19 protein-coding genes and 1 other annotated feature are annotated in these 19,667 nt (G+C 34.1%); of the genes, 4 read left to right on the forward strand and 15 right to left on the reverse strand.

Going from position 1 to position 19,667, the window contains the following annotated elements:
• Positions 1-137: 137 nt before the first annotated feature.
• The 6 genes from H8911_RS01410 to hypB all read right to left on the reverse strand — a co-directional run bounded on the left by H8911_RS01410 (position 138) and on the right by hypB (position 7,373).
• Positions 138-872 (reverse strand): amino acid ABC transporter ATP-binding protein, encoded by a 735-nt coding sequence (locus tag H8911_RS01410; RefSeq protein ID WP_117925701.1) that lies wholly within the window; start codon positions 870-872, stop codon positions 138-140.
• The gene (locus tag H8911_RS01415) at positions 865-2,394 is read right to left on the reverse strand and encodes an ABC transporter substrate-binding protein/permease (RefSeq protein WP_117925703.1); all 1,530 of its coding nucleotides are present in this window, start codon (positions 2,392-2,394) and stop codon (positions 865-867) included. Before H8911_RS01415 ends, H8911_RS01410 begins: the two co-directional genes overlap by 8 nt.
• A 42-nt stretch (positions 2,395-2,436) precedes the next feature.
• Positions 2,437-2,645, reverse strand: a binding site (T-box leader).
• 50 nt (positions 2,646-2,695) lie between these two features.
• On the reverse strand, positions 2,696-3,586 hold the full coding sequence (locus H8911_RS01420) for a PD-(D/E)XK nuclease family transposase (protein ID WP_186998460.1): 891 nt from the start codon (positions 3,584-3,586) through the stop codon (positions 2,696-2,698).
• A gap of 95 nt (positions 3,587-3,681) precedes the next feature.
• Positions 3,682-4,026, reverse strand: a complete 345-nt coding sequence (locus tag H8911_RS01425; protein WP_186998461.1) for a hydrogenase maturation nickel metallochaperone HypA — start codon at positions 4,024-4,026, stop codon at positions 3,682-3,684.
• A gap of 1 nt (position 4,027) precedes the next feature.
• Positions 4,028-6,709, reverse strand: a complete 2,682-nt coding sequence (locus H8911_RS01430) for an FAD-dependent oxidoreductase (protein WP_186998462.1) — start codon at positions 6,707-6,709, stop codon at positions 4,028-4,030.
• A 1-nt stretch (position 6,710) separates the two neighbouring features.
• Positions 6,711-7,373 carry a hydrogenase nickel incorporation protein HypB gene (gene hypB, locus H8911_RS01435; protein ID WP_186998463.1) on the reverse strand — a complete coding sequence of 221 codons (663 nt, stop codon included), beginning with the start codon at positions 7,371-7,373 and terminating at the stop codon, positions 6,711-6,713.
• A 144-nt stretch (positions 7,374-7,517) separates the two neighbouring features.
• On the opposite strand from hypB, the gene H8911_RS01440 reads away from it, so the two are divergent.
• On the forward strand, positions 7,518-8,267 hold the full coding sequence (locus H8911_RS01440) for a nitrilase-related carbon-nitrogen hydrolase (protein WP_222620923.1): 750 nt from the start codon (positions 7,518-7,520) through the stop codon (positions 8,265-8,267).
• Positions 8,264-9,232: a P1 family peptidase gene (locus H8911_RS01445; RefSeq protein WP_186998465.1), complete on the forward strand. Its 969-nt coding sequence runs from the start codon at positions 8,264-8,266 to the stop codon at positions 9,230-9,232. Before H8911_RS01440 ends, H8911_RS01445 begins: the two co-directional genes overlap by 4 nt.
• A 96-nt stretch (positions 9,233-9,328) precedes the next feature.
• Here H8911_RS01445 and H8911_RS01450 read toward each other — a convergent pair whose 3' ends face one another.
• The gene (locus tag H8911_RS01450) at positions 9,329-10,045 is read right to left on the reverse strand and encodes an ATP-binding protein (protein ID WP_186998466.1); all 717 of its coding nucleotides are present in this window, start codon (positions 10,043-10,045) and stop codon (positions 9,329-9,331) included.
• Between the two features lie 84 nt (positions 10,046-10,129).
• Here H8911_RS01450 and H8911_RS01455 point away from each other — a divergent pair, with 84 nt between their 5' ends.
• Positions 10,130-10,684: a Crp/Fnr family transcriptional regulator gene (locus H8911_RS01455; RefSeq protein WP_186998467.1), complete on the forward strand. Its 555-nt coding sequence runs from the start codon at positions 10,130-10,132 to the stop codon at positions 10,682-10,684.
• Here the strand turns inward: H8911_RS01455 and H8911_RS01460 are convergent.
• The 8 genes from H8911_RS01460 to H8911_RS01495 form a co-directional block, all read right to left on the reverse strand.
• On the reverse strand, positions 10,677-11,468 hold the full coding sequence (locus tag H8911_RS01460) for a histidinol-phosphatase (protein ID WP_186998468.1): 792 nt from the start codon (positions 11,466-11,468) through the stop codon (positions 10,677-10,679). The two genes, H8911_RS01455 and H8911_RS01460, sit on opposite strands and share 8 nt — an antisense overlap.
• Positions 11,465-11,893, reverse strand: coding sequence for a low molecular weight protein-tyrosine-phosphatase (locus H8911_RS01465; RefSeq protein WP_186998469.1), 429 nt, complete (start codon positions 11,891-11,893; stop codon positions 11,465-11,467). Before H8911_RS01465 ends, H8911_RS01460 begins: the two co-directional genes overlap by 4 nt.
• Before the next feature lie 161 nt (positions 11,894-12,054).
• Positions 12,055-13,212, reverse strand: a complete 1,158-nt coding sequence (locus H8911_RS01470; protein WP_186998470.1) for a hypothetical protein — start codon at positions 13,210-13,212, stop codon at positions 12,055-12,057.
• Positions 13,213-14,333: 1,121 nt separating this feature from the next.
• Complete coding sequence (locus H8911_RS01475; protein ID WP_186998471.1) at positions 14,334-15,401, reverse strand: hypothetical protein; 1,068 nt, start codon at positions 15,399-15,401, stop codon at positions 14,334-14,336.
• 33 nt (positions 15,402-15,434) lie between these two features.
• Positions 15,435-16,460 (reverse strand): M28 family peptidase, encoded by a 1,026-nt coding sequence (locus H8911_RS01480; protein WP_186998472.1) that lies wholly within the window; start codon positions 16,458-16,460, stop codon positions 15,435-15,437.
• Between the two features lie 323 nt (positions 16,461-16,783).
• Entirely contained in the window at positions 16,784-17,710 is a 927-nt protein-coding gene (locus tag H8911_RS01485; protein WP_186998473.1) for an acyltransferase family protein, read from the reverse strand.
• Between the two features lie 274 nt (positions 17,711-17,984).
• The gene (locus tag H8911_RS01490; RefSeq protein WP_186998474.1) at positions 17,985-18,215 is read right to left on the reverse strand and encodes a hypothetical protein; all 231 of its coding nucleotides are present in this window, start codon (positions 18,213-18,215) and stop codon (positions 17,985-17,987) included.
• 415 nt (positions 18,216-18,630) lie between these two features.
• Positions 18,631-19,038 carry a flavodoxin family protein gene (locus H8911_RS01495; protein ID WP_186998543.1) on the reverse strand — a complete coding sequence of 136 codons (408 nt, stop codon included), beginning with the start codon at positions 19,036-19,038 and terminating at the stop codon, positions 18,631-18,633.
• Positions 19,039-19,161: 123 nt separating this feature from the next.
• Between H8911_RS01495 and H8911_RS01500 the strand changes: the two genes are divergently transcribed.
• On the forward strand, positions 19,162-19,599 hold the full coding sequence (locus H8911_RS01500; RefSeq protein WP_186998475.1) for a MerR family transcriptional regulator: 438 nt from the start codon (positions 19,162-19,164) through the stop codon (positions 19,597-19,599).
• The last annotated feature ends 68 nt before the right edge of the window (positions 19,600-19,667 follow it).

Genomic DNA, 19,667 nt, shown 5'->3' on the forward strand with positions numbered 1-19,667 from the left:
TCAATGACTTTTGTATAGTGTTACGAGTATCTTGTACTTTATTGTCTCTAAAATAAAACAGTTGATAATCGGTGATTGATTATCAACTATAAGCACGACTGCCTGTCGTACAGAAAAGCTTGAGCATGTGCCCAAGCTTATAGTACTTGCGATAAAAATTTGATGGTTCTTGGATTTTGTGGATGTTCAAAGATATCTTCTGGAGTTCCTTGTTCTTGAATAATACCTTCATCCATAAATAATACGCGATCACTTGTTTCACGAGCAAATCCCATTTCGTGTGTTACGATCACAATTGTCATTCCTTGATCTGCCAATTCTTTAATGACTTCTAGTACACCTTTTACCATTTCTGGATCTAATGCACTTGTTGGTTCGTCACATAAAATTACATCTGGATGCATAGCTAGAGCACGAACAATAGCTAGACGCTGTTTTTGTCCACCAGATAATTTTCTTGGATATTCATCCTTCTTATCTTCCAAGCCTACTTTTTTAAGCAATTCAATTGCTTCTTTTTCAGCTTGGGCCTTTGGTGTTTTAAGTTCTAGAATTGGTGTGATGGTAATATTTTCTAAAACTGTTAAATGTGGAAATACATTAAAGTGTTGGAAGATCATTCCAATCTTTTTACGATGTGTATCAATATCAACATTTTCAGCTGCAATATCTATACCTTCGAAAATAATTTGTCCACTAGATGGTTTTTCTAATAAGTTAAGACAACGTAAGAAAGTAGATTTTCCTGAACCACTAGGTCCAATAATACTAACAACTTCTCCTTGATGGATTGTTTGATCAATTCCTTTTAATACTTCAAGATCTCCAAAATTTTTATGTAAGTCTTTTACAACAATTAGTTCCTTAGTCACTGACACTCAACTTCCCTTCCATATATTTAATTAATTTTGATAATGAATATGTAACAATAAAGTAGATCAAACCAACAATTACTAATGGTTCAATGGATTTATAAGTAGCCGATTTAATAACACTGTTAACAGTCATTAATTCTCCAATATAGAATGTACTTGCCAAAGATGTTTCCTTGATCATCATAACGAATTCATTACCTAAGGCAGGCAAGATATTCTTGATAGCTTGAGGAATAATGATTTTAGTCATCATATGTACATTTGACATACCAAGTGATTTAGCCGCTTCTCTTTGCCCTTTATCCACAGATTGAATACCTGAACGAATAATTTCAGCCACATATGCACTTGAATTAATGACAAGGGCAATAATCACACTAACGATCATTGGCATATTTCCATTTGTCAAATAAGAGAAAATATTGATGAACAACCATAATTGTAGTAATAGTGGTGTTCCACGAATCAATTCTACATATACACCCGCAATCGCTTGTACGATTTTATTCTTTGATAGTTTTACTAGGGCAAATAATCCACCAATAATTGTACCAAAAATAACAGTAATAGCAGCAAGTCCTAAAGTGATTCCTAAACCTTTTAATAATTGTGGCCAGCAATATTGAACAATTTGAACACATGTTCCAAAGAATCCAGTCGCTGTTAAAGTAAATTGTTCACTACTCTGTTTCTTAGCCGCTTTATACCACTCTTCATATAAACCTTTTTTATTGACTTCCTTTAAAATTTTATTGACTTCTTTCATCAATCTCTTTTCACCTAAAGGAGCACCTACACGATTACCTGCATAATCTTGATCAATATTGAATAATTCATCTAACTTCGCAAGTTCAGAGTTCTTTTCAATATATTCATCAGCTGTACCTTCAGAGCATGCAACAGCTTGTACCGTACCATTCTTTAATAGGGCAACACCATCATCAATACTTGAAATGGATTGTAGTTTTGCGTCCGGAATTTGATCTTCTGTATATTGCTGCTGGATTGATCCTTGTTGAGCAGCCACCTTTAAGCCAGTTAGATCAGTTAACTTCTTATATTTATCTGCATCTTTTTTTGCGATAATAACAGCCTGCCCACCAGTATCCTCTGTCATATTGTATCCAATAGACATTTCCATCTGTTGCGCACGTGCTGGTGTATAAGCCAATCCAGTAATTGCTAAATCAATTTCTTCAGTTTGAAGATTTGCCAAAACTGTATCAAAACTTGCGGCTTTGATTGTTAATTTAACACCCATCTTTTTCGCAATATATTTTGCTAATTCAATATCAGAACCTACATATTGCGCTTGTCCTGTTTTTGTTGAGTCAATAAATTCATTAGGTGGAAAATCAGGAGATGTACCTACAATCAATTCTCCTCTTTCTTGAATCTTGTCTAATAAATCGCCTGTTGTTGATGTATCTGTTTCATCGGCAAATGCAGGCATAACACTAGACATCATGATCATAAAACTTACTAAAAATGCCGAAATTAATTTAAATCCTTTTTTCATATCTACCATTCCCTTCTAATAAAAAAAAGCCGTCCTTGAATATACAAGGACGACTATAAAATCGCGGTACCACCTTATTTCCTGCACTAATGTACAAGCCCTTAACTCATAACGGGAGTATCCGAAGCTTCCTCAATCTTCGAAAGCTTAGCTCTAAGACACGTTCACCCTGTGCTTACTGTTCCATTTCCACCATCAGGAACTCACTATCAGCAGCATCCACGACTACTTCTTCTTTTCATTGCCTTTACAAAGGATGGCTTTATTATAAACAAACATTTTTTTAAATGCAACAGAAAATTTATGATTTTATCAACACCTGAATTTCATCCACATTTAGTGAACAATATTCAGAAATTTGGTCAAGACTAAAACCATCTTCATACATCTTACGAACCATTTGTTTCACTTGTTTATTTGCTTCTTCTACTTTCTTATCAGCTTCTTGGCTTAATTTATTCGCTTCTTGTAATGCCTTTTTGGCTTCTTCTTGTGCTTTATGAGCCTCTTCAAGTTGTCGTTCCATTCGCTCTTCATTTTCATGTAGTTTTCTAAAATCTTCTATTATTTTTTTCCAACCATCATCAGATATGGTTTCTACACGCTTCTCTAACATTTGAATCACCCCATCACTTTCTATCATGACCTTAATTTTACTATCATCCATTCCCTTGTGGCAATTCAAAAAGTAATAAATCATCTTTTCCTGTTCATTCATTTCTTTAAGCGGCTTGTTTACATCCAACTTTGCCATTTCAACCGTTCGTATCTTCATACGATCTTCTGTTTCTTTCACAAAAGATAAGCCATCCTCATTTTTCAATGTGAATGTGTTACACATTCTATTATTATCAATTAAATTCACATTAAAGAACACTAAGACAATTGTTTCCTTTAACTCTCCATAATATTTTCCTTCCAATTCTTGAGAACTATGAAGTCTAGCCAAATAATAACTAAAGCGAATCGGCAGATGATCTTGAGTTTGTCTTAACTGCATTTCTAAATCCACCATCGTTCGATCATCAAATTCAACTAACAAATCCAATCTTGGATTTTTAACAACCACATGATGGACTTTCCTTTCTAAAAATACCGTAAGTAATGATTTTAAGGCATCATTAGCCTCTTTACAATCTTCGCCAAAAACATACTTGAAGGCGAAATCATTTAATAAATTTGCACTACGCATGAGCACCTCAATTCTAGTAGGCATTTCCTACATACTCATATACGCAAAAAAAAAGACTTTTTCTAAAAAAAGCAAAAAAAAGCGCCTTTCGACGCTTATTCGGCTTCAATCTCCTTAATGAGACACTCATTACCTTGAAAAAGAACTGTATGTTCACTCTTACAATATGGACACTCTCTTCCATATTGAATCGTATCATATGTTTTTTCACATTCATCGCAAATCGTAATGGCTTCAATCCATTCATATTCTAGTGTTGAGTTTTCAATTAAAGGAACTTTTTTCTTATAATATTTCCAACAATCCACTAAATACTCAGGAACAATTCCGCTTACTTTTCCTATCTGCAAAGTCACTCTACGAATATTTGTAATATTATTTTCTTGTGCAAGTTCTTCCAATGTTTTTGAAATATGTACAACAATTCCTAATTCATGCATACTATTTCTTCTTATTGCGAATAATCTTGATTTGGCGTTTAGCTGCATACGGCAAGATAGCTTTCATCTTATCTTCCGCCTTAACCATTCTTGCGCCATCTTTGATATCACGCGTTAAGTGGATCGCATCAAATTCGCATTTTGTCGTACACAAACCACAACCAATGCACTTATTGGTATCCACAATACTTGCACCACATCCAAGACATCGATTGGCTTCAATCTTAACTTGTTCTTCTGTAAATGTTGAACGTAAATCTCTAAAGGATTTTTCACCAAACCCCTTTTTAATACCAGGTATCTGTCGTTTGGCATGATCAAAATCAATATCAATCAATGCGTTATTCTTATCAAATTCATTAAATAAATGTAAGTCTCTTCCAATTGTTAGAGAATGCCCCTTATGAACAAAACGATGCATAGATTCAGCTGCTTCTTTACCATGACTAATCGCATCAATCGCAAATTTTGGACCTGTATACACATCACCGCCCACAAATACATCTTCAACAGATGTTTGAAGTGTTGTACCATCTGCTTTGATTGTTCCATTTGTATTTACTTCTACATCCAATCCTTGAATTGGAATAATACTTTGTCCAATTGAAAGTAATACATGACTACATTGTATAGTTTCCAAAACACTTTCATCATAGCTTGGATTAAATCTTCCTGTTTTATCCTTTACACTTACACATTGTTTAAATACAATTGAATCTTCTAAGATTTCCTTTGGACCCCCTCCACAATGAAGAAGAATTCCCTCTTCTTTTGCCTCTTGTACTTCCTCAAAACTTGCCGGCATTTCAGCTTCTTGTTCCAAAGAATATAAATGTACCTTTTCAGCCCCACTTCTTAAAGCGGCACGAGCTACATCTATCGCAACATTTCCACCACCAACGACAACCACATCGCCAGAAATTAGATTTGGATTTTCTGTTTTATTCACCTTACGCAAGAAATCAATTCCAGATTCAACCATCGCATTATCTTCTCCTGGAATATTTAATTTTCTTGATCCTTGAGCACCAATGGCCACATAGAATGCTTCATATCCCTCATTTCTTAAATCATCCAACGAAATGTCTTTACCTACTTCTATGCCACACTTGAACTCAATACCCATAGCTTTTAACACTTCAATTTCAGCTTCAATCACAGACTTCTCTAATCTAAAAGAAGGAATACCATATGCCAACATACCGCCTGGTTTTTCTTCCTTTTCGAATATTGTGACAGGATAGCCCATTATTCTTAAATAATAAGCGGCACTCATACCAGCAGGACCTGCACCAATAATGGCCATCTTATTTGTGAAAAATTTTCCTTCGACATTTTCACATAAAGGAATATAACGCTTATCTTCATAAAGTTCTTGTTCGGCAATAAACTTCTTGATTTCATCAATAGCCAAAGGCTCATCAATCAATCCACGCGTACACTGTTGTTCACACCTTCTATTACAAATAGCTCCACATACGGCTGGAAATGGATTAAAGTCTTTAATTAACTTTAATGCATCCAAATAGCGACCTTCTTTCGCCATCTTAATATAGCCTTGAACCGGTAAATGTGCAGGGCATGCACTCTTACAAGGTGATGTTCCAGTTTCATAACAGTTGACTTTAGCTGTATCTCTAAAATTCCAGTTCCACTTTTCAGGGCCCCACTTTACATCATCAGGAAGTTCCTGTTTAGGATACGATACAGGTCCAGCTTTTGTACAAAGTTTTTGACCCAATTTTGCCGCTCCTACAGGACAAATTTCCACACACTTTCCACACGCAACACACTTTTCACTATCCACATGAGCCCTATAAGCACTTGCCGACATATTTGGGGTATTAAACAATTGACTCGTTCTTAATGCATTACATACGCCATGTGCACAGTTACATATCGCAAAAATCTTATCTTCTCCATCAATATTGGTAATCTGATGAACATAACCTTTTCTTTCGCAACGTTCTAAAGTCTCAATAACCTCTTCATACGTACAATAATGTCCACCCTTGTTTGTCTGTACAACATAATCTGCCATATCACCTACCGCAATACAAACATCCGCTTCAACATCACCAGTTCCTTCACCTCTAACACGTTGTTGTCTTCTACATGAACATGGAGAAAGTGCGTATTTATCGTATTTATTCAACCAATGCGAAATCTTTTCTACACTTACCGCTTGCTGATTTGCATGAATCGCCTTTTCCACAGGAATAACATGCATACCAATACCCGCTCCTCCAGGTGGAACCATTGGCGTTACCTTTTCAAGTGGTAATCGCGTCATCTTTTCAAAGAAATCCGCAACAATTGGATGTTCTTCCACAAGATCTTTATTCATAACCATAAATTCAGCTGCTCCAGGAACAAATTGAGGAAGCACAAACTGTTTATGATGATTCTCATTTTCCCAGTTGTATTCAATCATTCCAATGTCACATACTTCATTTAATACACGATTTACTCTTCCCGCTGGCCATCCACTTCTTTTCACTACTTCTTCAAAAGAAAGTGGTTTACGCACTTCAAAACACAAACATAAATCGCATTGTTCATCATTTAAGATTTCATTTAAACACTCATATTCAGGGTCTGTTTGGGATAATTTTTTTACTTTAGCTGGAATACGATCCGTGATACGCCTTGCCAGTTTATCAATATTATCTCGATATGTCATATTATTCCTTCCAGGCCTTTACTTCATTTTCAAGCCACTTACACCAGTCATCAATTCCCTCACCCGTTTTTGCGCACACCTCAAAAATTTTCGCATTTGGATTACGATACAAAATATTCTCTTTACATTTTTCTACATCAAAATCAAAGTATGGCAATACATCCACTTTATTAATTAAAACCACATCACACACTTGAAACATCAATGGATATTTTAAAGGTTTGTCATCTCCTTCTGGAACACTTAAGATAGCCATATTTTTAGTGGATCCCGTATCAAATTCAGCAGGACATACTAAATTTCCTACATTTTCAAGTACAGCCAAATCTAAATCTTCCATACCCATTTCATGCAATCCTTGACGAGTCATATCTGCGTCTAAATGACACATACCACCTGTATGTAGTTGAATCGTGCGTGTGCCATATTCACTGATGGTTTTGGCATCTACATCACTATCAATATCCGCTTCCATAATACCAATTCTCATTGTATCTTTTAGTCTTTCTAACGTTCTAGATAGAGTTGTTGTCTTCCCTGCTCCAGGACTTGACATAACATTCAATAAGAACACACCTTTATCTTTACATTCTTCTCTTAATTTGTTCGCATCTTTATTATTATCTTCAAATACACTTTGTTTTACTTCTATAATTTTATACATGATACAAACCTCCTAAAATCATTGTAAACGATTTCAAACCAGTAGTAAATAAACACATGTTAGTCTTTGCACACCTTGAAAAGTAGTCACTTTTCGCCTATCATAATCTATATGAAGATCTGTATGTACCAAATGTCTGTTTCAATGGATAACCAACAAAATATAGCTAAACTAAAAAATATTCCAGACTGTGATATTTTAGTTCTTTGTGAAATGTGGAATTGTCCCTATCATAATGATGCACTTAAAACAGCGTATTTGCGTCATGATGAAAGTTTGATGGCTTTAAAAAAACTAGCTAAATCGCATAGGATATGGATTGTGGCTGGTTCCATTTGTGCTGACAAATACAATCGCTGTTACATATTAAATTGTGATGGCGACATTGTTTGTTCGTATGATAAAACACATCTTTTTGAATTTCATAATCGACAGGATTATTGCGAAAATGAAGTGTTTGTACCAGGAAATCACCTACAATGTTTTGATACGCCATGGGGAAGATGTGGCATTTTATTATGTTACGACATTCGCTTTCCAGAAGTGTCTAGGATTCTAGCTCAAAATGGAGCACAAATTCTATTTTGTCCGGCTGCCTTTAATGAGCAGGCTACAAAGAAACATTGGAAGCTATTTACTCAAACACGCGCCTTAGAAAATGAAGTCTTTTTGTGTGGGGTTGCCCCAGCTAAGTACACGTATAAAAACTATACTTCAGGAGGCCACTCTATTCTTGTGGATGGTTTTGGCAATGTTGTAGTGGAGTTGGGTGAAGAAGAAGCATACAAAGTTGTAGATATCGATTTAAACGACATTGAAAAAGTAAGAAAAAGGATGCCTTATTGGAAGGTACGTAGAAATGATTTATATGAATTAAAGGAGATCAAAAAATGAAGACAATTCAAATCAATGAGATCGAAGGATTTCAAATTGGTAGTGCACAAGATATAGAAAATGCGACTGGCTGTACAGTCATCTTATGTAAAGAAGGAGCCACAGCTGGTGTAGATGTACGTGGTGGTGGTCCAGCCACTCGTGAAACAGATTTATTAAATCCAAAGAACATGGTTCAAAAGATTCATGCGGTTACATTATCAGGTGGTAGTGCTTTTGGTTTAGAATCAAGTAGTGGTGTTATGCAATATTTGAGCGAACACGAAATTGGTTTTGACATGAAAAATATCTATATTCCAATCGTATGTGAAGCTTGTCTATTTGATTGTGGTGTAGGTAATTCTAAAGCGTATCCAAACAAACAAATGGGTTATGATGCTTGTATGGAAGCTGAAAAAAATGATCCAAAACAAGGAAATGTAGGTGCAGGAACAGGGGCTAGTGTTGGTAAATTCTTTGGCCCTCAATATGCGATGAAGGCAGGACTTGGATTTTCAGCCCTACAAATGGGTCCATTAAAAGTAGGAGCTATTGTAGCTGTGAATGCGTGTGGTGATATTTTCTATCCTAATTCAGACAAACCAATTGCAGGTATCTACGATAAAAACACAAACACAAGATTGTTTAGTGAAGATGAAATCTTAAAGGCAGCTGAAAAGATGATCAATTCTTGTGGTATGAATACGACAATTGGTTGTATCATCACAAATGCGGATTTAAATAAAGCACAAATGAATAAGATTGCGAGTATGGCGCATAATGGATATGCAAGATGTATCCGTCCAGTCCACACTTCAAGTGATGGAGATACTATTTTTGCGATGACATCGAATAAAGTTCCTGCAGAACAAGATCTAGTTGGAATCATGGCCGTAAAAGCAATGGAACAAGCTATTGTCAATGCAGGTACACTTGCAGATAGTGCTTATGGTCTAGCTAGCTATAAAGAAATCACAAAGGAATAATCATTGAAGTATCACTACGGTGATACTTTTTTGTTTAACGTGTCAGAAAATGACAAAAGTGCAGTATCTGTAACGTTAACTGCACTTTTTTAAGGTTTAATCTAAAATTTTTCCATCAATTGAAATGGTTACGACTTGCCAAGGAATGAACTTTTTACTTTCCTGCAAAGCTTTCTTAACCGCATTTTCAAGTCCACCACAACAAGGTACTTCCATACGAACAATGGTTACACTTTCAATCGAATTCATACGAATAATATCACAAAGCTTTTCTGAATAATCCACACCATCAAGTTTTGGACATCCTATTAGAGTCACTTTATTTTTCATAAATTCCTGATGGAAATTGGCATAGGCATAAGCAGTACAATCCGCAGCTATTAAAAGCTTAGCATGTTGAAAGAATGGTGCGTTGATAGGTGCTAGCTTAATTTGAACAGGCCAAGATGTTAGTTGACTTGATACATCAATCGATGGACTTGATACATCAATCGATGGACTTGATACAACTGGATTCAGTGTATGCATCATAGACCCAGGACATCCTGAATGCATGGTGCCCGATTCTTGCATGCGCTTTTCCATATTCTTTTTTACCGCCTCTTCATCATAAGCTAGAGTATCTTTTTCAATAAATGAAATAGCACCTGTAGGACATGTTGGTAAACAATCCCCTAGTCCATCACAATAATCATCACGCATTAATTTCGCTTTTCCATTCACTAAGCCAATGGCTCCTTCATGACAGGCATCCACACAGATACCGCATCCTGTACATTTATCTTCATCAATTTGAATTATTTTTCTTAACATAGAATCATCCTCATTTCTTATGAACTTATTTTAGTGTATAATACATTAAATTTATGTTGTTTAAACCACGAAAGGGAGATATTTATGGATTTACAATTAAAAAAATACAAGAAAAATGAAATTATTTATCATATAGAAGATATTCCTCAAGCCATTGGCATTGTCAAAGAAGGAAGTGTTGTCATAGAAACTGTAGACTTTTTAGGCAATGTTTCCCTATTGTCACGTATAGGTCCCAATCAAATGTTTGCGGAAAGCTATGCCCTAACCAAAACACCTATGTATGTATATGTAAGAGCCATCGAGGATTGTACGATTCAATTTTTAGATGTTCAAGCCTTAGAAAAATCCCCAGAATTAAAGAATCAAATGATTCAAATACTTTCAAATAAAAACAAGATGTTGTCACAACACATATTCCATATTTCCAACAAAACCATTCGCAATAAAGTGTTGTCATACTTATCGTTTATGAAACTAGAAACACAAAATTCTACCTTTAAGATTCCGCTTGATCGTCAACAGATGGCTGACTATTTAAACGTAGAACGAAGTGCCTTATCAAAAGAGCTTTCCAAAATGAAAAGTGAAGGTCTAATTGATTATCACAAGAACACCTTCACTGTCTACTCTATTTAATTTTAACTGGTACAAAACCATCATTGGTTAATATCTGTAGTTCTTTAAATCCACAAGATTGAATCAAGTCTAAGCTAGATTCCAAAGCACAATCCAAATAGTTCTTATCATGACAATCACTGTTTAGACAAATACGCGCATTCTTTGCGTATAAATATTCCAATATATTCTTAGATGGATATGGTGTTTTACGATAGCCTCTGGCGATAGCTCCTGTATTCACTTCAAAAATCTTATCGTTGATCAACAATCGGTCAATGCAATCGCAAACAATATTCATATAGTCTTTATCATTAAATTGAAAATAAGACTCGTCCTCATTATATTTGGTAATCAAATCCAAATGTCCAATGATATCCACTTCTTGCCAATCATACATATCCGATAAGTCTGAATAGTAGTCTTTACACATCTTTTTATAGTCACCAGAATAGGATTCAAATAAAGAATCAAATACAGGCTTTGAATAATCCACAGCAGTCTCACCTAAAAAGTGTTTACTTCCAATCACGTATTCAAATGGAGCTTTTTCAGCAATTCTTCCTAACATATCTTCTTCAATGCCTAAATGGATTTGAATAGATGAAGAATATTTCAATTTAATTCTCTCAACCTCTGAAATATATCCTGAAGTATCTCGCATGGAACTTGTATCCACGTCCAAATATCCATGACCTGAAAACCCAAGAATGTCAAAGCCCTTTGAGATGGCTTCTAAAGTCATTTCTTCAATCGTATCTTTTCCATCACAAAAGATGGAGTGCGTATGTAGATTCTGTTTCATGATAATTTCTCCAACCAGGCTTTACAACCCTCATTAATATCATTATAAGCTTTTTCAAAATCATTACTATACCAAGGATCCGAAACATCTCTTGATAATAATTTATAAATCTTGTGATCAGGATCATTATTGAACATACGATTTAGATTACGCATATTATTTTCATCCATACAAATTAAATAATCATACGACAAATAATCACTCATTGTAGCTTGTCTTGCGTAATGTCTAGAAAATGGAATCCTCTTTTCTTTTAGTTTACGCTTAGCCGGAGGATAGATATCATTACCAATTTCTTCACGACTTGTAGCTGCACTAGAAACATATAGTTCGACTCCATTTTTCTTTGCCAAATCTTTCATAATATACTCAGCACTAACACTACGGCAGATGTTCCCATGGCAGATGAAAAGTATTTTAATCATGTTCTTATATCTCCTTAAATCGTCGTATTTCCTTGTATTTAAAGGCTTTTTACAACTTTCATTTTTCTTGTAGTTTCTGTATCTTCTTATAAATTCTCATGTTTGGGCAGTCAAAAGTTGTAAAACAGATAGTATTTTATCATACAAAAACACATTATCAACTACATTATTTTTTCTAAAATCTCTGTTTCTAAACGTTCTCTAATTTGCTTAAAATCTAAATTCTTAATTTTTTCTGCCCTTACACTTGCATTTAAGTATCCACTATCCAAAAGTTCTCGATTTTTACATATATCGTTAATGTTCATTTGATGAATTGAAATCGGATAATCATTTTCTATAACAAAAGCCTTTACTGGATTAACTTGCATAGCATCAATAATTCCATTATCTGCAGTTCCAAAGAACGAAAGAATAACTTGTTCTGTATTTTTCATATTATCTCTTAACATAATCTGTTCTACCAACCTAATATGATAAATATCCCATGCAACATTTAAGATATTTTTTATCACATCATTATTATTTTTTATTTTTTTAAATACTTTATGAGTTCTATTATCATCCATTATATATAAAGATAATATTACAATTTCTTTTTCTAAATAACAATTCAAGACATCTAAACAATATTTTATAAACATATCAACTTTTTTGTTTTTTTCTGAGTTATCGTAAGTTTTTATTAAATATGCTTTCATAATACAGCAACATACTATATTAAATTGCTCTAAATTTTTTTCTTGAGCAAGTGCCATATCATATATTTGTTTTATTCTCATATAATCATCTTCCGATAAATAAATATTTCCCATATCTTTATTAATCGTTGAAATATTATCTAACTTCACAAAAGATGTTATCATCTCTGAAAGAATCCTCAAATCAATCTTGGTTTGCACTCTCTCCATAAGTGCTGTTGTCATTCCGATTTGAAATCCTGTATTTTTTAAATGACTAAGATAATTCAAAAATTCATTTTCATCAAGATTTATTTTATGTCCCATCATTACTTTGTTTAAATATGTAAGAATATTTAAATCAAAATCTATTGTTTTACCAACACGTACTAGACTTCTTTCGAAAAGATGTTTCGAATCCAAAATCCATGTTTTCGTATAATCTCCTATTCCCCAAATCCCAAACTTTCCTATCTTCTTATTTTTTACAGAATCATCGAAATTCGAACCTTCTTCATCAAACAAAAATATTCGACAATCGCCTAATAGGAATTTATATGCCTTAAATTTTTCTATTTTTTCAATTGTATTCGAGGATTGTATAATATCCATTATAGCCATTTTTTTATATTCGTTCATTCTTTGTATCGTTTCACCTACCTATACTAATTTCATTTCGAATTTTGTATATATAACCTGCATATAACTTTCTTTTTTATGCTGAAAACATCTCTATATTAAATCATATCGGAACACTTTTCAAAAGTTGTAAAATCGTTGTAATGTACTCTCCTATCGTGTGGAAAACCGCATAAAATAAGAAGATTTAGGCAAAAGAGAAACTCCTCCCATGGCAGATAAAAAGCACTTTCTTCATAGTCAAAAGCCTCACTTTTATATAATTTATCATATTAAAGTTGAAAACTCCATCTAGCAAAAACATCATTTGCATAAACTTTCCTGTATCGGTATAATACAGATACAGGAAGGCTACTGGATGCAGTGGTCACTCTGAATTTACAATGTCAAAAGACACTAGTAATCCATTGTGGTGATGTGAACTAGTGTCTTTTACATTTTTCTATAATCAATAATGTGATTCTAAGTATTTCTACTAGTGCCATTAAACACATGGCAACATCAATGTATAGATAAATATACATAAAACACGTACTCCTGAAATAAATTGAAGGATCTGCCGAGAACTCAAGCAGATTTCTTTATTTAATTCAGAGGGTTCACCGTTACTACATCCAGTAGCACTTCTAATTATAAAACTTCAATGTGAAAGCATTGTGAATTACGTTCAATAGTTCCTATTTGATCTAAAACGTATTATTTTCGTTGAATTAGATACGATTTAGCATTCTAAAAGAACACAAAATCATCCTTTTACACAATATTAGTACCATCTCAACTGATTTTAAAGTTTACTAGAATTCCTTGTCCATGAGACCTCCCGGGGTAAGACATGGGTCCTATTTTTTTCACAACGTTTTGATTTACTGTCTTGGTTTTACGTTTACCTTTTGGACTTCGATTTGTAATGCAATCTCATCCACCATTTGGCCTCATCAAGTTTCTGTGCGTACGCTCAAAAGAATTGCTACACCACTTTCTTCACCCATGACATCACTGTCAACGGCTTGTGGTTCACTACACTTGGCGGTAACTACCTGTGGTTGGTTTATCTCCAACTGAACTCATGCCATGCCCGGCACACACCAAAAAGCTTGGCATATATAGCCAAGCCATTGTATTTATTGATCTATCTTGTTCATTGCCAAGATTTCATTTTCAAGCACTTCTTTATAATAATCTAACTGTTTCGTTCTAGCACTTTCATATACTTTAATTTCTTCACTTACATCATCTCCATCTTCTTTATTTAATAAAGATGTTGTAGCGTTTTTTGTATTTGTGAAATAGTAGCCTTTATCATTGCCCCACCACTTATTGTTTTCAACCGCCTTATCTGCATGCGCATCAATTTTAGCAGCCGCATTTGGTGAGAATAAGTAATAATTGTATTCACACAAACCATTTAATTGGTATGCCACATCCAATGCATCACTTACTTTGTCTTTCTTCAAATCTTGAATAATTTCATCCATATATTCAATGTTGTTTTGATATCCCACGTGTTTCATCACAACATCACTCGAGAATACAATTCCGACAAAGTTATCCTGTACGTATTTAAATAAGTCTAATACTTTTTCATTGTAGGGTTTTCCTTCTTTTTGAATCGAAGTAATATCCAATTTAGAGTTTATCGCCTTTACATAACGATCATTAATGTCTTGCCCCTCTTTATTTAGTGCATCCACTTCTTTTTCGGAAACAGCTAAAGCCTTGTCCCAATCCTTTTTAGAAACACCCGCTTCCAAAGCTAAATCTTCATTAAAGCTTTCCTTTAAATCATCAATGGTAGCCTGCATATTTAAAGACATAGCTGGAAGCTGATCGATAGCGATAGCCATACTTCCAAATACCGCAATATTAGCCTTCATCACCTTTTCACTATACGTATCCGTATTATCGGATTCTGTATGATAATGAAGTTGTGTCCAAGTATATTCACCATCATCCTTTGTTTCTCCAGAACAAGTATCAGTTGTATTCAAGAAATAAGGAACTCCCGCATTCCTATAGGAAACACCATCTTCCATTGTCGTTGTATCATATGTCTTTGCAGAAATACCATTCTTATATTCTTTTACAGCACCATCCAATGCACCTGAATCGACTAAGCTTTTCACTAAAGACGCATATTCAGGAACACAAGTCACCATGAATGTATCTGAACCATTATCATAGGCATCCAATTCAAAGTTAAATAAAGCTAAAGTTTTATTAGCCTACTCAGGATGTACATTGTTGATCAATTCATAGGCTCCTCTTGTCCAGTCAAATTCAGTGCCTGTTGCGCCCCATTCTTCAGCGCCATGCGCAACAACCACTATATCATTTTCAGGCACATAGCCACTATCGATCATTGTCTTAGCCATTGACATAATGGTTCCAATAGCACTGCAGTCATCTTGAAAACCAGTAAAATACATATCATAATGTCCGGCAAAAATAATTTGTTGATCATGTGATTTACCAGGAATATAGCCAACCACATCATAACTTGTACCATTGCCTTCTTCCATCACACTATCCACTTTTAAAGTGACCATATCATGACCTTGCTTTAAAGCCTTTTTGATTTGTTTGTACTCACTCATTGTGATGATTGTCGTAGGCATAATATCTTCTGCACAAACATCCTGAATCTGATGATCATCATCACTAAATCTTCCATATCCATCCAAATCGTATGTGACTAATGCTTTTGCGCCATGTTCATAAGCCTCATAGATATAGCCGCCAATCCAAGACTCATTAAATTGATCCACACCAACTAACGCAATCTTACCTTCAACGTCCTTGCCTTCATAGTCTTTCGCAAAACCAGTACCACAATCTACGATTTGTGCTGTAATCCCATTTTCATCTGTACCATTCACCATATACGATACGGACATCAAATCAATATTTGTTCCTTCAATCGTAAGTGAAGCATCATTATACTGCCACTTATCCACATTCACAGGTATCTTTTCTACATTCTTTAAACCAATGGCCTTCATTTCCTTGGCCAAATAATTGGCGGTTCTATGTTCTGCATCGGAACCACTCGTTCTAAATCCAAGTGAATTATCATGTAATGAAGTATCTGTAGACAATGTTTTTGTGAAGTCATACGCATAGTCCATATCAATTTCATTCACGTAGGCATCAATCGAATCTTGATAGATGGCCTCATCTTTTGTCGAACCACAACCCACTAGGCTCAACACCAATACTGCACTAAGGCTTGCTTGTAAAATCTTTTTCATATTCCTCTTCTCCTTTACTAAACAAAAAAAGATAGGCGCACAATATACACCTATCTTCGTCCATCATCTATCTGCATACTTTTCGTAACAGAAATTCCAGCTTATTGACCATTTTATAAGGTATATTGTACTTTACAAAACTGAGCTTTTAACTCAATCAATAAGGGTAAACACCCTTCCGTATTCCCTAAATACGGTTCTTGCTTCTTCAACAAGTCTTCGGCATTTGACCCGGGCGTCCGTGTAGCCTTAGCCTATATCTAGGCGGTCAATTTCTGTACGATTTGTACACAAAAAAATATACAGGAAAATGATATTTTTTGTCAACTAAAATTTTTAAAAAAATGTAACCCATCCACTTTTGTCTCTAGCTTTTTAAAGTAATAGGCAAGAATTAAAGTGACTAGAATACACATCACTAGATAGATCCAGTCATTTAAATATCGATCAAACAAGTTCATTGAAATTCTTTGAAGTATGTAGATTTCAAATACATATTGACCCAAGAAATGAAATAAACTATTTTTAATTTCTTTATATGCACATATATCCACAATCAAGAAACAAAACGCAATCGAAATTATTTCATATACGAGTATTGGTAAGTGAAGACAATATAAACTAAAAGCTAAAGTAATCATAAATACAAAGAATACAGGTTTTCGAATGATGGAACAAACCCGATCTTTATATTTAGATAGAATCATACCTGCAGGAAAACAAAGAATGATATTGTACCACCAAGCTTGATTCTTTATTACATCCATCAAAATTATATATAGAATGGTAAATACTATACATGAAGTCATACTATGTTTCTTACATTGTTTAAACGAGATATATACAATACTATACATTGCTAATATCGCAAACACATACCAATTACTATTTCCAATCGAACTTAATGCCGTAAATGAGAATACAATACGAACAAAGGAATAATCCTTTCCTAATAAGAATGATAAAAACAAGTAAATACATAATGCCATACAAAAGTGAATATAAAACTTCAATATCCTTTTTCTTGGCATGCTGTCAATATACACAATACCTCTTCTTTTAATTTGTTCCATAATGCCATATCCCGAATAGAACAAGAATGGTGCAACCATGAGTTGTCCAATTGCCAATAAAAGATTATTCCATGGCATAGTTTCATATTGTCCAAAATGTGATAAGAACACAAACAACACAAAAATTCCATTGATACAAGTTGTTTGTTCCTTATTTAATGCCCTTTTAAAATTCATTTCATGCCCTCTACAATAAGGTATTATATCACCATATTATCTCCATCAATGCAATATTTATTTTAGTATTTCCATTGATAAAACAATTCAATGTGGTACAATATAAATGAAAAGAGAGCACCTAATAAGGAGTTCTCCTTGAGAAAATGTATAGTTATGAAAAAACTACTTTAATTTCTTGCCGGAATATCGAGGTAGTTTTTTCTTATGTCTTTTCATTTTATGTATTTGTTTGTCCATATCTTCAATTATATGAAGTAGATTTAAAATTGCTTTAGCAATCTGAACCAATCTGTGGATAATCACTAACAAAATCGACAAGAATATTGTTATAATTAAGTGGCGAAAACTCCATAGCTTGCTGTGGAGATGAAAGCCACTTAAATATAACGAAACCATTTTGTTCTTTTATTTCAGGAGAACCATCATAAGGTAATAAGTTCAATCTAGCTTGACAATCCGCTTTAGCTTCTAATAACGCCTGTATTTTAACCAAATCATTCATAATTTCACTCCTTAGGGAACTTTTATTACATATAATACTTAATAAGTTCCCTATATTTTCTTGTACTTAATTAAAAAAATGAGGATGAGTTCTAAGTCATCCTCGGTTCGGGCTCCTCACCCTGCATTTTAATTTAAATTGAATTTAGCTCCTCGCCATTCGAATGTATTATATCATGAGTCATCTAAGAACTTCAACTTTTCGCAACAACTACAATTAAAACTTAGGGAACTTTTATAATCATATTACACGCAAATGTTCCCTATTTTTATCTTTTTGTTTTGTTGTGTATAAATCATCAACTTCTCGTAATATTTATACACACAAGAAAAAATCCAAATTAGCATAATTTCAAACTATTTTGGACTATTGTTAATCATTTTATCGGAACAATCCAAAGCCATTTAACGGAACATTACAAGTTCTTACCAAGCTCATTTGCTCTTTTCATGACTTCTTTATGATTTATCGCATCGTTCGCATCACCAATACCTGCACCAGTCACAATCCCTTTTAATTCTGCCTTTTCAAAATAGTCAACCCAACCTTGAAGTCCATTATAAGCTTTCTCAAATGCACTTTCCTCATCTTCGGCAGCCGTTGCAATCATATAGATATCTCTAAATGCATAATCACTATTATAAAGTGGATTTAAACGGTCTAGTAATGTTTTCATTTGACCACACATTTCATAATAGTAGATAGGCGTTGCATATACAATGATCTCAGCTTCCTTTACCTTTTCCATAATGTCTGCCACATCATCTTTTAATACACAACAACCACTCTTTATACAAGATAAGCAACCTATACAATACTGAATTGACTTTCCTTATCATGCCCCTCATCAATAGCGCCTCTTTGTCATCTTAACCTTATTGACACAATTACCTCCTGATATTAGTATAATACCTAAATCTGACTTTAGGTCGAGAAAGGAATCACTATGTATACAATTGGACAAGTATCTGAAATGTTTGATTTACCCATTTCTACCCTTCGATATTATGATAAAGAAGGATTTTTCCCTCATTTAGTTCGCAAAGGCAATATTCGCTATTTCAGCAATCATGAAATTGAAGCTTTACATCTTATTGAGTGTTTAAAGAAATCTGGTCTTGGCATTAAAGAAATCAATCAATTCTTTAGTTGGGTTTCTGAAGGAAGTGCAAGTTTTGAAAAGAGAAAAGAGTTGTTTAAAGCTCGAAAAGAGGCTGTAGAAGCTGAAATCAAAAGTCTTCAAGAAACACTATCTTTATTAGAATTTAAATGTTGGTACTACTCAAAAGCTATGGAGGATGGTACAGAAGAATACCTTCAGGCTATGCTTCCAGACAAGCTTCCTAGTGACATTCAAAAATTATATGATGCAAGTCACAAATGACAAAAGGAGCAGATATTCTGCTCCAAAGCTTTTCAAAACCAGCTGGCTCGTTCTGATTTTGATTGACT

Source organism: Holdemanella hominis (assembly GCF_014306155.1).
GTDB classification, from domain to species: Bacteria; Bacillota_I; Bacilli_A; order Erysipelotrichales; family Erysipelotrichaceae; genus Holdemanella; species Holdemanella hominis.

Excerpts from the sequence above, each read along its gene's own strand:
- H8911_RS01415 (WP_117925703.1), bottom strand. The coding sequence starts at position 2,394 with ATGAAAAAAGGATTTAAATTAATTTCGGCATTTTTAGTAAGTTTTATG.
- H8911_RS01420 (WP_186998460.1), bottom strand. The coding sequence starts at position 3,586 with ATGCGTAGTGCAAATTTATTAAATGATTTCGCCTTCAAGTATGTTTTT.
- H8911_RS01425 (WP_186998461.1), bottom strand. The coding sequence starts at position 4,026 with ATGCATGAATTAGGAATTGTTGTACATATTTCAAAAACATTGGAAGAA.
- H8911_RS01430 (WP_186998462.1), bottom strand. The coding sequence starts at position 6,709 with ATGACATATCGAGATAATATTGATAAACTGGCAAGGCGTATCACGGAT.
- hypB (WP_186998463.1), bottom strand. The coding sequence starts at position 7,373 with ATGTATAAAATTATAGAAGTAAAACAAAGTGTATTTGAAGATAATAAT.
- H8911_RS01440 (WP_222620923.1), top strand. The coding sequence starts at position 7,518 with ATGGATAACCAACAAAATATAGCTAAACTAAAAAATATTCCAGACTGT.
- H8911_RS01445 (WP_186998465.1), top strand. The coding sequence starts at position 8,264 with ATGAAGACAATTCAAATCAATGAGATCGAAGGATTTCAAATTGGTAGT.
- H8911_RS01450 (WP_186998466.1), bottom strand. The coding sequence starts at position 10,045 with ATGTTAAGAAAAATAATTCAAATTGATGAAGATAAATGTACAGGATGC.
- H8911_RS01455 (WP_186998467.1), top strand. The coding sequence starts at position 10,130 with ATGGATTTACAATTAAAAAAATACAAGAAAAATGAAATTATTTATCAT.
- H8911_RS01460 (WP_186998468.1), bottom strand. The coding sequence starts at position 11,468 with ATGAAACAGAATCTACATACGCACTCCATCTTTTGTGATGGAAAAGAT.
- H8911_RS01465 (WP_186998469.1), bottom strand. The coding sequence starts at position 11,893 with ATGATTAAAATACTTTTCATCTGCCATGGGAACATCTGCCGTAGTGTT.
- H8911_RS01470 (WP_186998470.1), bottom strand. The coding sequence starts at position 13,212 with ATGAACGAATATAAAAAAATGGCTATAATGGATATTATACAATCCTCG.
- H8911_RS01480 (WP_186998472.1), bottom strand. The coding sequence starts at position 16,460 with ATGAAAAAGATTTTACAAGCAAGCCTTAGTGCAGTATTGGTGTTGAGC.
- H8911_RS01485 (WP_186998473.1), bottom strand. The coding sequence starts at position 17,710 with ATGAATTTTAAAAGGGCATTAAATAAGGAACAAACAACTTGTATCAAT.
- H8911_RS01490 (WP_186998474.1), bottom strand. The coding sequence starts at position 18,215 with ATGAATGATTTGGTTAAAATACAGGCGTTATTAGAAGCTAAAGCGGAT.
- H8911_RS01500 (WP_186998475.1), top strand. The coding sequence starts at position 19,162 with ATGTATACAATTGGACAAGTATCTGAAATGTTTGATTTACCCATTTCT.